Consider the following 13,177-nt stretch of genomic DNA (forward strand, 5'->3'; position numbering starts at 1 on the left):
TCCAGGATCATAGCAGGTATTTGTTTTGATAACCTCGTGGGGTGATCATACGGTTGTTCCAGACAAAGGTCAAGGAGTTACCTATGATAACCGTTGTCTGCATGTTGATTGCTGCATTGCACATGGCGTCAAGGTCTGTGATGGTCACTGACTCTTCGTCCCTTGTGGCTGCCATGACTATGCCAACAGGGGTTTCGGGCGGACGGTATTCAAGGATGATGTCCCTGGCCCTCATGATGTGTCCTTCCCTGCGTTTGGATCTGGGGTTGTAGAGTACTATCACCATGTCAGCGGATGCAGCGGCCTTGAGCCGCATCTCTATGACCTCCCATGGGGTAAGGAGATCCGAAAGGCTTATGGCTGCAAAGTCGTGCATGATCGGGGCGCCAAGCCTTGAGGCGCAGGCATTTAAAGCAGCAATCCCCGGAATGACCCGGATATCCACATCCAAACCATCTGCCCTTGCCAGTTCGAATACAAGACCGGCCATGGCATATATCCCGGGGTCTCCGCCCGAGACAAGGGCCACGGTCTTCCCGTTTCCCGCGAGATCAAGCGCCTTTCTGCAGCGCTCGACCTCTTTCATCATCTCTGAGGAGATGACTTCCTTGCCCGTAAGCAGGGCAGGTATGAGTTCGAGATAGGTCTTGTATCCGATGACCACGTCTGCCTTGCTGATTGCATCCATCGCCGCCGGGGTGACGTGCTCAAGCCCTCCTGGACCTGTTCCTACCACGTAAAGTCTGCTTCGGCCACCGCCACTGTAACTTCCTTCCATTTGGTCTTCTCCACTAAAAGTCTTTTTGTCCCGGCGCTCAGTATGGCCGCGGGCTCACATACCCCGCCTACACCTGTGGCCTCCATAACGATCATTGAAGACTCCCTGATCGGAATTTTGCTGAGGAGGTTTTTTGAATAAAATTCGACGTCTACGCCGAGCATCCTTGCATATTTCATCAGCCCGTCTTCATCCTTTTTTATGTCGATTGAGGCGAGATTGCGAATGGAAAGGGGGGAAAGGCCATTAATTTTAAATGTTTTGTTTACAGCGTGGGCGATTTTTTCCATTGATGTGCCCCGGTTGCACCCGATTCCTACGACAAGGTTCCTCGGCCTGAGGAACAGCGGACCTTTAAAAGACCATATACGGTTCGATACAACAATATCGGCTGTATCCGGCGCATCAGTCTTTACAAGTCCTGGCGGAAGGGCGGGGAGCCTGACCTCTGAATATATGCTGACCGAGCCCTTATTTACAAGCCTGGCGCTTACACGGGTGAGCGCCTTTCCGTCTTCCACCGCAAGATCAAGCCCTTTTGCCCAGAGATCAACGGCGGCCAGACCTAGGATGTCCGATGCAGTGGTTATCACGGCCTCGGCGCCTATGCTCTCTGCAACACGCCTTGCAAGGTCGTTTCCGCCGCCTATGTGTCCTGAAAGCAGGCTTATGGCGAATCTCCCTACCTCGTCCACCACCACTACACAAGGATCTTTTTTCTTGTCCTTAAGATGAGGTGCTATGGCCCTTACGACAATGCCGGTCGCCATGATGAAGACAAAACCGTCGTAATCCGTCCATATGCGTCCGACTGTCTCACGGACAGGGCTGGGCTCAGGGATCACCTCGGCCCTGCCGGTCTTGGAAAGATCATCGGCGATCCTCTTTGCAAGCCCTTTCGTCCTGTCTGTAAGGGCAAGAATCGCTACATTCATTTCCTATACCCATGTGTGAAGTCTTTTGCATAAAGCCTCGATTTTTCGTAACTTTCTTTTTCTCCAAAAACCTTGCCAACGGCTATGACGGCGGTCTTTTCAACCCCTGCATCCCTTGCCAGCCCTGATATGGTGGAGAGCCTGCCCCTTATTATCCTCTCTTCAGGCCATGTCGCCTTCTCTATCACTGCGACAGGCGTATCGTTCGGATATCCGCCGTCTATCAGATCATGCACGACCTCGTCTATCATGCCGGCGCTCAGGAGGATCATCATGGTGGCCTGATGCCCGGCGAGCGATTTAAGCCCCTCGCCTTCGGGCACAGGGGTGCGGCCTTTGCGTCTTGTAATGATGACGGTCTGTGAGATGCCTGGGATTGTAAGCTCGGTCTTTAACGCCGCAGCCGCCGCGGTCACAGAGCTGACACCAGGTATGACATCAAACGGGATGCCAAGGTCTTTGAGCGCGTCCATCTGCTCCTGTATGGCCCCGTAGATGGCAGGGTCCCCTGTGTGCAGGCGCACAATCCTCTTTCCTTCTCTCCATGCCCTGGCCATGATTGCTGTTGTCTCATCGAGTGTAAGCCCTGAAGAGTCATGGGCCTCGGCCTTTATGTCCTGAATCAGGGCCGTTGGCACGAGGCTTCCTGTATAGATCACCACATCTGCCTCATCGAGCAGCCTCCTGCCCTTTAATGTGATGAGCTCGGGGTCGCCTGGGCCCGCCCCTACAAAAGAGACCGGTTTCATCGCCGAACCCCTGTTCCAGTTGCCTTTCTTACAATAATGGTGGAAAAGTAGTGAAGCGGCCCAATGGATGAGGACTTTATGTCACGAATGACCCTTTCGTCCTCAAGACTTGAGCGCTCAATAAGTACGGCCCTTTTGGTCAGGCCGAGCTCATCCAGGATAGCTGTGATTTTATCCATTACGTTATGCACCTTCATAAGGACTATCGTATCAAAGGTCAAAAGGGCGTCTCTTATGCGTATGTCTTCAAATGTCGCAGGGATGACGACCATCTGTTCATCTCCAAGACACAAAGGGATGGTTGCAGAGGCCGCACCCGCGCTTATGGATGATACCCCGGGGATGATTGTGACATTAAAATCTGGCATGAGATCCATCAGGGTCTCGCAGACATAGAAACCAGTGCTGTATATGCCTGGATCGCCCATTGTCGGGAAGGCTACGTCTTTGCCCTGTAAGAGCCTTGCTGATATGGCATTTGCCGCCTCCCGCCAGGCCATGACCATGTCTTTGTCCCCAAGGCCTTTTCTGACCTTTTTCATGGGGAAGTGGACATCAAGGACCTCCTTACCTTCCCTTGAGACCAGGCGTTCAATGATGGAAAGGGCCACGCTTCCGCCATTTTCTCTCCCCTTTGGCGCAAGCCAGACGGGAGATTGTTTTAAGACATCCAAGGCCTTTAGTGTCATAAGCCCTGGATCCCCCGGTCCTACGCCTACAACAAAGAATTTTCCGGTCATTTTACCCCTGTTATAATGGAAATTGGATTTAGATTTAAAGACGTCCCGTCTTCGAGTTTCCGTCTCGTGACGCTTATTTCGCTTATATCTACTTCAAGCCCTGCCTCGCACATAAGCCTTGGGGCGAGATCCCTGGTCTTTGCCGTTACGGCGTTTATCACGATCCGCCCGCTGTTTTTAAGCCTTCTGGCAGTGGATGCGATAATCCCAGGGAGGCTTCCGCCGCTTCCGCCTATAAAGACCCGGTCAGGGTCCGGAAGGCCGGACAGCACGCCAGGCGCCTCGCCATGGACAGGGGTTATGTTCCAAACGCCAAATCTCATTATGTTTGTGCGGAGATTGAACATCTCAGCCCCATCTTTTTCGATGGCGAATATCTTGAGCCTAGGCGAGATGCGCCCGGTCTCTATGGAGACGGAGCCGCTTCCAGCCCCTATGTCCCAGAGTACGCCCTCTTTCGGGGGTCTGAGCCTGTGGATTGTAACGGCCCTGACCTCATCCTTGGTAATAAGCCCGCGGCTGTGCTCGATTTGAGACTCAGTGAGGCCGAAGACAAATGGATGATCTTCATCCTCAGCCCTTGTCTTCCTGATGACGATCATGACATTCGGCTCGGCGAATTCCTGGCCTACCGCCTCATCAAGTCTGCCCTCAAAGACCCGCTCGTCTTTCATCCCAAGCCTTTCCCCCACAAAGACCAGATAATCACCGCGGCGATCAGGCGGCAGGGCGTCAAGGAGCCTTTTCGCTATAAAGGATGGATCGTGCACATCGTCGGTCAGGATGAATGTCTTTTGATGCAGCAGGATGCGGCCATGGATATCGTCAATCTCCCTCCCGTGCAGGCTCAAAAAGTGTGCGTCGTCCCATGGCTCCTTAAGGCATGAAAAGGCAAGCTGCATGGAGGAAAGGGCAGGGTAGATCGTTATGACGTCCCTTTCAAATTCCTTGATGATCAGGCGGCCTATGCCGTAAAAGAGCGGGTCTCCATCTGCAAGGACAGCGACATCTGTTTTGTTTAGCGCATCCCTTATGGCCTTTATGGCCTCTTTTATCGGGACGATCGGAATGATGCCGAGGTCTGCGCTATGGATAAAAGAACGGAATCTCTCAGGAGTTACTGCATAGCCACAAGATAAGATAGCATTTCTGCCCATTTTCGACGGACCTTCAGGCCCTATGCCGATAAGGTGCAACCTATGCACGTTCAGCCACCTCGCCTGAATCTATCAGATAGACCGAGACCGGGATACCTGCCACACCCTCTGCAAATGCCTTTGCCCTTTTGCACACAAGGCAGATTATCTCCTTTTCCCCAGCCTCCTTTAGCCGCCAATAGATCTCCCTTGCGGTGTTCGCATTATAGAACTTATCGGAGTCCTTGAGGCCGAGGTCTTTCAGGAACGAGACCATTGCTTTGATCTCAAGGGCCCCGTGCCGCACATGGGTCTGAGGGATGCCCATTGCGGCTTTTACAAGCTTTGCCCACATACACCCAAGGTGCAGCCTTGAAAAGCCGTGGGCCCTGGCCTCAAGGAGGGAGAATTCGAGGTAGTCGCCCATCATCACATAGGCCTCTTCAGGAAGCCCCAGTTCCGCCTCAAGGACTGCCTCTGATGTGCGGCCGGTGGAGAGCGCCACCTCTGAAAGCCCCGCTGCCCGCGCCACATCCATGGATGCCTTGATGGTGGCCGTCCATGCCTCGGCGGATATGGGCCTTACGATACCGGTGGTGCCGAGGATGGAAATCCCTCCCAATATTCCAAGGCGTCTGTTCAGGGTGTGTTCCGCAAGTCTCTCCCCATTCGGCACGGAGATGATGACCTCAATGCCCAACACTTGCCCTATAGCGCAACCAGATTCCGAAATCGCCTCTTCCACCGCCTTTTTGATCATCTTTTTTGGCATAGGGTTTATGGCTGGCTCGCCAACCTGTACAGGCAGTCCTGGCTTTGTAACAATGCCGACCCCTGGCCCCCCGAGTATCCTGATCCTATCTTTCCCTGTCTCGATAACCCTTATCAAGGCCTCTATCTCGGCACCGTTCGTTACGTCAGGGTCGTCCCCTGCATCCTTGATTATTGATGCAACTGCTGTGTAAGGGCCGGCCAGGGCTGCCATATGCACGGCGAATGTCACCCTGCCGCCTTGTGGAAATGGTATCTCGACCCGTGGCTGAAGGTCTTTTGTAAGGAGACAGAGTGTTGCAGCCTTTGCCGCTGCAGCTGCACAGGCCCCTGTGGTATAGCCTGAGCGGAGCCTCTTCATGCCTTGCATTCCGCTAGACGAAGGAGTGCGTTTACAATCGCGGCGGCCGCAGGGCTTCCGCCTTTTCTGCCGAGGATCGTTATGAAGGGGTATGGCCTTGAAGACAGAAGTTCCTTTGATTCCGCTGCATTTACAAAGCCGACCGGAGTACCGACCAGCAGCGAGTTGCAGCCGTTCCTGTCTATATATTTGACGGCGCTTAAAAGTGCGGTCGGGGCGTTTCCTATGGCGATTATACCAATATCGTTTTGATCTATTCCGATCTCTATGGCCGCATCGGCCCTTGTACGACCCTCTTCCTGTGCCTTCTTCGCGGCACCAGGATCCGCGATCAAACACATGACCCTGCCGCCGAACCTTGAAAGCCTTGTCTTGTCTATACCTGCGGCAACCATGTTTACATCGGTCAGCACGTCTTTTCCCGCCCTTACAGCCTCGATTCCGGCCTGAATGGCCTTTGGATGAAATTTCATCTGGGAGGCGATCGAGACGTCACCAGTGGCATGAACCACCCGTATAACTACGGAGAGCTCATCCTGGTTAAACGGTGTCTGTCCGAGTTCCTCCCTTATTATCCTGAAACTCTCTTCTTCGATCTCGTCTGGCCTTGAAAACCTCAGCTCAAATTCCATGGCCTCCTGCTCCCTTTGAAAACTCGATGAACCTCCTGACCGCCCACGGTGTGTTGCCGAAATGGATGTGTATGTAGCTGCCCAGCGTATTTTTGATTAGATAGCCACTGAACCTCCCGTCTGCAAGCCGGAATGTACGATCGACCTCAGGCGGCATCTCTTCTATGGTCGAATAGTGGAACTCATGGCCTTTGAGCCTGGGGATGCCATGCTGTGCAAAGGCGGTCCGCAAACCCTTGTACATAGCCGCAAATGGTCCAGAGACAGGTTCTATCTCCCTGTATCCGAGTGCTGACAAGCGGTAGTTCATCTTGGCTCTGACCGGATATATGCCGACCATTGGATAGAATTTTTGGTCAAGGCCTTCTATACCCTGGGTAAGGTACATAAAACCGCCGCATTCGGCATAAACGACCCCGCCTCTAATCGACCAGTCCCTGATCGAATTGAGCATCTCATGGTTTTCAGAGAGCCGTTCAGCATAGAGTTCAGGATAGCCGCCGCCAAGATATATAGCATCTATACCATCAGGGATGGCTGTATCTGAAAGTGGACTGAATTCTGTTATCCTCGCCCCCATTTTTCGGAACAGATCGAGATTGTCTTCATAATAGAAACAGAATGCCTCATCTCTTGCAATTCCTATGGTTATTTCATGCCCTTGGGTGTATCCGTCATTGTTGTTCTTAGGACCGTCTCCGCCTGTCTCGGAAATAGTACAGTCCAGATTCAAAGGCTCTTTGATTTTAACTGGTTTTATCTGGAGGTCCATAAGTCTTTCTAGATCAATGAAATCGGACACCGCACAGGAAAGCCTTTCTACAGCCTTTTTATCGAGCGGGGCGTCGTTTGCCATAAATAGCCCGAGGTGGCGGCTTGGTATCTCAAACCATTGATCCCTTGGGAGATATCCTAGAAATAGATCAGAGTTGCAATGCCTTACGATGGCGTTTTTCAATAGATCAAGGTGTCTCCGGCTCCCGACTCTGTTAAGAATTATTCCCTGGACAAGATCTGGGTCGATTACCTCAAAGCCCTTTATAATAGCGGCGACCGTTTCTGCCATTGAACGTACGTCAATGACCAGGATAACCGGTAATCCAAGGCATCTTGCGAGAGATGCACTGCTCGAGACCCCGCCGTCAAAAAGACCCATAACCCCCTCGACTACGGCTATATCCGCCCCTTTTGCATGGTCAAAGAAGGTCTCTTTTACAAAATTTTCCCCGCACATCCATATATCCAGGTTCCTTGACATCCTTCCTGTCACCATGTGGTGCAGGGTGGGGTCTATGAAGTCGGGCCCGCATTTAAAGGGTTGGACATCGAGACCCTTTGACTTAAGGGCCGCCATGATGCCAAGTGCCACGGTGGTTTTACCTACTCCGCTTTGGGTGCCGGCGATGAGGAACGTCTTCATAGAGACATTATTCACTTCTCTCCGCATATCTCTATACCACTGTCTTTAGCGGCATCTTTTATATGTCTTACAAAGATGTCTGCAAATGCATCGTTTTCACTAAGACCGTGGATGTCTGCGACCACCTTTATTCCAGCTGACTCAAGCCGCCGTTTCCACGAAGTATTAGCGTCGCCTGCCATATCATTTCGTGCATGGTCACCAGCCACTTCCATGAATGGTTTGAGCAGCACCTTTCTTATCTTTTCAGCCTTAAGTTTGTCCATGACTTGATCAAAAGATGGAAAGCCTTCTACTGTACCTATGAAGATCTTGGCATCCGGGTACATGGAGCGCATGACGTCTTGGAGTTCTGCATAGGCTCCTGACGAATAATATTTGTTTCCATGTCCCATATAGACAAGGGCCGCCTTTTTTCTTTGGGCCTCTCGGACATCTTCCGCTACAGCCCTTGCCGCTTCCTTAATATCGTCTATATACGGATGGACATCGCCGTTTGCGCCAAGTGCGGGTCTGCCTATAGCCAGCCTTTCAAACGGCATATTTTTGGTTTTAAGGGTTTTTATGGCCTCAAGCCCCTTGACATAAGAGACAAGGTCGTCGTACTCCTCGCCGTTATATATGTGTAGCGACTGAACTATTATATTAGAATAGCCTTTGTCTTGAAGGTCGGCTATGGTCGCCAACGGGCCTTTGACGCTGAAGATATCGGGCGGCAACGACTTGTTTGCTGCCTTAAAGTCCTTATCGTGTATCCTCTTGTGCCATATCTTGCGGATCATGTTTGATGTAAATGCGACCTTGACCGGTACGCCGGGGCAGGCATCTTCGACCCGTTTTTTGATATTCATGATGCCGGTAAGTGCCTCAGGATAGCTGGTTCCAAAGGCGGCAAGCACGATAGCGGCGTTTTCTCCTTTTGTCTCTTTTGCAGAGACGCTCACGGATTGCAATCCCAAAGATATTAAAAGCGTTATTATTAACCATGCTGATTCTTTGATCATTTTTTACCTCCTTAAGATCTAGTAGATTTTTTACATAAAACAAAAATCCCGAATCAAACGCCTTGGTTGATAGGCAGTTGGATTCGGGACAGCCCTTTTTATCCGCTTAAATCCTTAAAATTTATCGTTTCAGCCCAAATGGGCGGCCGTTGCTCTTTTTGCCGCGAAGAGCGCGGTTTCTTAAGACAGGCAGGTCTTCTGACTAACGGATCTTCCTAGCGGCTGCAAGTCTTCCCAGGCGATTATTATCTTGCCCAGTGACTCGTTGCAGTTGCAGCCTTAGTCCCCGATCACAGCGGCGGGCCCGTTCCTGATTTGCACAGGATTCCCTATTAAGCCTTACGACACCTGGTTTAGATTTTGGATGTAAATTATTTGCCTTAAAGGGGCTTGTCAAGATAGCGTTTATTTGCAAGGAAGACTTCGCACGCTTTTGATGGATTTTGTGTTATGGTAAATAAAAAGTAAATAAAAAATTAGATAAACCGCACAACCGGTAAAGATGCCAGAAACGATAAAAACAAGCCGCAGCCCGACTGGTTTTTCTGTGCCCTATCAAATTGTCGCATTTAGTATCTTGATGTTGTTTTCGATTGTCGTCGTAATAAGCGGCATAGGCACATATAAGATATCCATCGATGGGGCAAGGAACCTTATGGAGAAGCGGGCGGTGGACATAGCGGTGAACATTGGCATCACGCTAGACCGATTCGGCTTCAAAGAGGAGTTCTTCGAAGAGTTGATCCGCTCAGAGAGATGGAGAGATCTGGCCTTTTTAAGTTTGTATGATCAGGAAGGCACGATCATCCTACATTCAAATCCAAAACTCCTTGGTAGGGAACAGAAAGACGAATATATAGAGAAGGTTATAAGAGATGAATCTCCGCTCATACATTTTTCAACCCTTGCTACAGGCGAAGAGGTCTTTATTTTGGACTTCCCATTGCAGCTACACAAGAGGTTTCTGCGCGTATATCATTCATCTAGATTTAAAAGGGGCATGAAAAAGGATATGGATCAGGAAAAGACAGAAAAGGTATTTTGTCTCAGGGTGGCTATTCATCCATATCCTGCAAATGGGATCGTAAGGAAGGCGAATTTTCAGATAATCCTGGTAGGATTCTCGCTTGTGATACTTTGGGTGCTTGCCATTTTTTTCTTCCTTGCCTGGCGGCGCGGAGAGAGATTCAGGGCGCGGCTTCGAGAGCAGGAGAGGCTTGTGGCCCTGGGGGAGATGGCGGCGGTTCTTGCGCACGAAATCAGGAATCCATTGAGCAGTATAAAGGGGTTTGCCCAATATCATCTTGAACAGGGCGACCTATCGCCGGTCTTAAAGGAGGATATGGGTATTATCGTCGGGGAATCGGAGAGACTCGAGCGTCTTACATTCGATCTCCTGGCCTATGCCAGACCTGCTATGCCGCATGAAGAAGAATTTGATCTTGAAAAATTCTGTAAAGAGCTTGTAAGGGGTCTGGTCGTACCTTCCGACAGAATCAGCATTGTTTTAGACTGCAAGCAGGCAAAGATACGCCTGGATAAGGCTAAGCTTACACAGATAGGGATAAATCTACTTCAAAACGCGGTTGATGCTGTGCATGAGCATGGCGGCGAGGTCGGAGTCGCCATGCGATATGGTGAAGGAAGGTTTGTTATGGATGTCTGGGACAGCGGCCCAGGTCTTCCGGGGGAAGTAAGACAGCACCTGTTCGAGCCGTTTGTTACTACAAAGGCTAGAGGTACCGGGCTCGGCCTTGCCATTGTCAAGCGTCTGACAGAATCCCTTGGCGGTTCAGTAACCATTAAAGATCGAGGTCCTGTAGGGCCTACTGGAGAGGGTGGCGGTACGTTGGCAGAGGTCATTATACCGATTCCTGAGCAGGAGGAAGAATCTTGAGTAAAGAGAAGATGAAGCGGATATATATTTGTCAGTCTTGTAACTATCGATCATTTAAATGGCTTGGTCGATGCCCTGACTGTGGCGTATGGAATTCATTCACAGAAGAGATTGAAACCTGCGCAAGCGGGATATCCCTTAATGCTGGCGGTTGTCCTGAGCGTATGTCAGAGATTGCGACGCGAGCCGAAGGATGCCGCATAATCACCGGCATAAAGGAGCTGGACAGGGTCTTGGGTGGAGGGCTAGTTCCTGGTTCGGTTGTCTTGCTCGGCGGTGAGCCGGGGATCGGAAAATCCACGCTCCTCCTCCAGTTCCTTGGTCATATTTCTGGTCTCGGCAATAAGGTTTTATATATAAGCGGCGAAGAGTCGCCTGAACAGATAAGGATGAGAGCGGAGAGGCTCGGCATCGAGATGGGCGGGAAGGAAGATTTTTGGTTGGCTGGTGAGGTGATGCTCGAACGCATAGAGAGATATGTATCTGAACTGTCACCCATGTTTTTGGCGGTAGATTCCATCCAGACCGTGATTTGTGAGGATTTGGAATCGGCCGCAGGGAGCATCTCACAGATTAGGGAATCGGCTGCAAGGCTCATCCGCATGTCGAAACCGAGGGGGTTGAGCGTATTTCTGATAGGTCATGTCACAAAGGAAGGTGTCATTGCTGGTCCGAGGGTCCTTGAACATCTAGTGGATACCGTACTCTATTTTGAAGGGGAAAGGGGCCACGCCTTCAGGATATTGAGGACCGTAAAGAATCGCTATGGCCCGACCCACGAGATCGGAGTGTTCGAAATGACCGGCGCAGGTCTTAGAGAGATAGTGAATCCTTCAGAGATATTCCTTACCAGCAGATCGGAGGCCGTAGCCGGTTCGGTTGTGACGGTTTGTCTTGAAGGTACAAGACCAATGCTCGTTGAGATACAGGCCTTGGTGAGTCGGTCTTATCTTGCCAATCCCAGACGGACATCTACGGGTTTTGATGCAAATCGCCTTGCCATGCTTGTAGCTGTAGGCGAACGGCATCTGGGGACTGTGCTCTATGACAAGGATATCTTTATTAATGTGGCAGGCGGTCTCAGGATAATTGAACCAGCCGCCGACCTCGCGGTCCTGATGGCCATTGTTTCGAGCCTTAAGGGGATCCCGATCCCTGGAGGAACAGCTTTGTTCGGCGAAGTCGGGCTTACTGGTGAGGTCAGGGCTGTTACAATGTCAGGCGCCAGGCTGAATGAGGCAGCTAGACTAGGCCTTAAATGTTGTTTGATACCTTGGATGGGTGGTAAACAGTCAGATACGCCAAAGGGTCTTGGTGTGGAGTTTGTGCGCGACGTCAAGGTATGTGCTGAGCGCCTAGGCCTCTGATCCCTTCTGTGGATAAAGAAATTTATTTGCTTTCCTTGACAGCCAGATGTTATTGCCATAAATTCACAAAAATTGATGCATGTTTTTATACACGATGAAATCAACAATTTAATAATAAAAGGAGTAAAATTATGTCTGCTGACAACGTGTTGCATGTTGGTGATTCCGATTTTGACTCAGTGGTGCTTAAGTCTGACCTACCTGTCTTGGTTGATTTCTGGGCTGCCTGGTGTGGGCCTTGCAGGGCCATCGCCCCTGTTATAGATGAGCTTGCATCTGATTATGCAGGAAGGGTCAAGATAGCCAAGATGAATGTGGATGAAAATCCAATCACCCCTGGAAGGTATGGTATAAGGGCCATTCCAACCCTGATTATCTTTAAGGGCGGCAAGGTAATGGATCAGATAACCGGCGCTGTCGGCAAGGGCGCTATAGAAGCGGTCCTAAACAGGGTATTGTCCTAATGTCAGAGCCGCAACTGATCATTATAGGAGGCGGACCAGCCGGCATGGCCGCTGCCCTCTATGCCGGAAGGGCCATGATCAATACCCTTTTGATCGAAAAGATAGCGCCAGGCGGTCAGATGTTATGGACAGATAAGGTTGATAACTATCTTGGCTTTCCAGACGGGGTGCTGGCCTATGAGCTGGTTGAGAAGATGGCTGCCCATGCGAGGAGATTTGGCGTAAAAGAGATGGCAGGCGAAGTCTCTAACATCGAATCCGATGAGGCGCATGGCTGTGTGCACGTAAAGGTTGGCGATAAGCTCTTTTCCCCTAACGCCGTCATTGTGGCCACAGGGGCAAGCCCGAGGAGGCTTGGTGTAAAAGGTGAGGCTGAATTTACGGGCAAGGGGGTTTCTTATTGCGCTACATGTGACGCTGCGTTTTTCAAAGACCAGAAAGTGGCGGTTGTAGGTGGTGGCGATACGGCCGTGCAGGAGGCCGTTTTCCTTACAAGGTTTGCCAGCAAGGTCTATATTATACATCGTAGGGATCGATTCAGGGCGGTTAAGATACTGGCGCAGCGTGCCTTGTCCGATCCTAAGATAGAGCCTATATGGAATACAATAGTCGAAGAAATAGAGGGCGATAGTGTGGTCAGTGCACTTGCCCTTAGGAACAAGGTAACCGGCGAGCCGAAGAGGCTGCCGGTGGATGGGGTTTTTGTCTTTATAGGCATGGATCCAAATACAGGGTTTGTGCCTGATGCTGCAAAGAAAGACGGACAGGGTTTTTTGATTACCGATGAATGGATGCGTACATCGCTTCCAAGGGTGTTTGCGGCCGGAGATTGCAGATCCAAGCCGCTGCGGCAGATAATCACTGCTGTCGGAGACGGCGCTACGGCCGCTTTTGCAGCAGAACAATTAATCGAGTGAATTAAA

13 protein-coding genes and 1 riboswitch are annotated in these 13,177 nt (G+C 50.8%); of the genes, 4 read left to right on the forward strand and 9 right to left on the reverse strand.

The genetic code is table 11. The features are described 5' to 3' along the window. Positions 1 to 7: 7 nt before the first annotated feature. Genes cobJ through LGS26_RS06100 form a run of 9 tightly spaced genes read right to left on the reverse strand, consistent with a single transcriptional unit; the run spans position 8 to position 8,526 of the window. Positions 8 to 778 carry a precorrin-3B C(17)-methyltransferase gene (cobJ, locus tag LGS26_RS06060; RefSeq protein ID WP_237887917.1) on the reverse strand — a complete coding sequence of 257 codons (771 nt, stop codon included), beginning with the start codon at positions 776 to 778 and terminating at the stop codon, positions 8 to 10. Continuing rightward, positions 730 to 1,713: a cobalt-precorrin 5A hydrolase gene (locus LGS26_RS06065; RefSeq protein ID WP_237887919.1), complete on the reverse strand. Its 984-nt coding sequence runs from the start codon at positions 1,711 to 1,713 to the stop codon at positions 730 to 732. The genes cobJ and LGS26_RS06065 overlap by 49 nt, the downstream gene beginning before the upstream one ends. Then, positions 1,710 to 2,462: a precorrin-4 C(11)-methyltransferase gene (cobM, locus tag LGS26_RS06070; protein ID WP_237887921.1), complete on the reverse strand. Its 753-nt coding sequence runs from the start codon at positions 2,460 to 2,462 to the stop codon at positions 1,710 to 1,712. Before cobM ends, LGS26_RS06065 begins: the two co-directional genes overlap by 4 nt. Beyond that, the gene (cobI, locus tag LGS26_RS06075) at positions 2,459 to 3,202 is read right to left on the reverse strand and encodes a precorrin-2 C(20)-methyltransferase (RefSeq protein ID WP_237887923.1); all 744 of its coding nucleotides are present in this window, start codon (positions 3,200 to 3,202) and stop codon (positions 2,459 to 2,461) included. Before cobI ends, cobM begins: the two co-directional genes overlap by 4 nt. After that, positions 3,199 to 4,407: a precorrin-6y C5,15-methyltransferase (decarboxylating) subunit CbiE gene (cbiE, locus tag LGS26_RS06080; protein WP_237887925.1), complete on the reverse strand. Its 1,209-nt coding sequence runs from the start codon at positions 4,405 to 4,407 to the stop codon at positions 3,199 to 3,201. The genes cobI and cbiE overlap by 4 nt, the downstream gene beginning before the upstream one ends. Next, complete coding sequence (locus tag LGS26_RS06085; RefSeq protein WP_237887927.1) at positions 4,400 to 5,470, reverse strand: cobalt-precorrin-5B (C(1))-methyltransferase; 1,071 nt, start codon at positions 5,468 to 5,470, stop codon at positions 4,400 to 4,402. Before LGS26_RS06085 ends, cbiE begins: the two co-directional genes overlap by 8 nt. Next, positions 5,467 to 6,102 carry a precorrin-8X methylmutase gene (locus tag LGS26_RS06090; RefSeq protein WP_237887929.1) on the reverse strand — a complete coding sequence of 212 codons (636 nt, stop codon included), beginning with the start codon at positions 6,100 to 6,102 and terminating at the stop codon, positions 5,467 to 5,469. The genes LGS26_RS06085 and LGS26_RS06090 overlap by 4 nt, the downstream gene beginning before the upstream one ends. Continuing rightward, entirely contained in the window at positions 6,092 to 7,522 is a 1,431-nt protein-coding gene (locus LGS26_RS06095; protein ID WP_237887931.1) for a cobyrinate a,c-diamide synthase, read from the reverse strand. Before LGS26_RS06095 ends, LGS26_RS06090 begins: the two co-directional genes overlap by 11 nt. A gap of 11 nt (positions 7,523 to 7,533) precedes the next feature. Beyond that, entirely contained in the window at positions 7,534 to 8,526 is a 993-nt protein-coding gene (locus tag LGS26_RS06100) for a sirohydrochlorin cobaltochelatase (protein WP_237887933.1), read from the reverse strand. Positions 8,527 to 8,697: 171 nt separating this feature from the next. Continuing rightward, positions 8,698 to 8,893: riboswitch (cobalamin riboswitch) on the reverse strand. Between the two features lie 135 nt (positions 8,894 to 9,028). Between LGS26_RS06100 and LGS26_RS06105 the strand changes: the two genes are divergently transcribed. The 4 genes from LGS26_RS06105 (at position 9,029) to trxB (ending at position 13,171) form a co-directional block, all read left to right on the forward strand. Further along, entirely contained in the window at positions 9,029 to 10,423 is a 1,395-nt protein-coding gene (locus LGS26_RS06105; RefSeq protein ID WP_237887935.1) for a sensor histidine kinase, read from the forward strand. Next, positions 10,420 to 11,790: a DNA repair protein RadA gene (radA, locus tag LGS26_RS06110; protein WP_237887937.1), complete on the forward strand. Its 1,371-nt coding sequence runs from the start codon at positions 10,420 to 10,422 to the stop codon at positions 11,788 to 11,790. The genes LGS26_RS06105 and radA overlap by 4 nt, the downstream gene beginning before the upstream one ends. 131 nt (positions 11,791 to 11,921) lie before the next feature. Beyond that, positions 11,922 to 12,254 (forward strand): thioredoxin, encoded by a 333-nt coding sequence (trxA, locus tag LGS26_RS06115; protein WP_237887939.1) that lies wholly within the window; start codon positions 11,922 to 11,924, stop codon positions 12,252 to 12,254. After that, positions 12,254 to 13,171, forward strand: coding sequence for a thioredoxin-disulfide reductase (trxB, locus tag LGS26_RS06120; protein WP_237887941.1), 918 nt, complete (start codon positions 12,254 to 12,256; stop codon positions 13,169 to 13,171). The genes trxA and trxB overlap by 1 nt, the downstream gene beginning before the upstream one ends. Positions 13,172 to 13,177 lie beyond the last annotated feature (6 nt).

It is taken from the genome of Dissulfurimicrobium hydrothermale (assembly GCF_022026155.1).
In the GTDB taxonomy this organism is placed as follows: Bacteria; Desulfobacterota; Dissulfuribacteria; order Dissulfuribacterales; family Sh68; genus Dissulfurimicrobium; species Dissulfurimicrobium hydrothermale.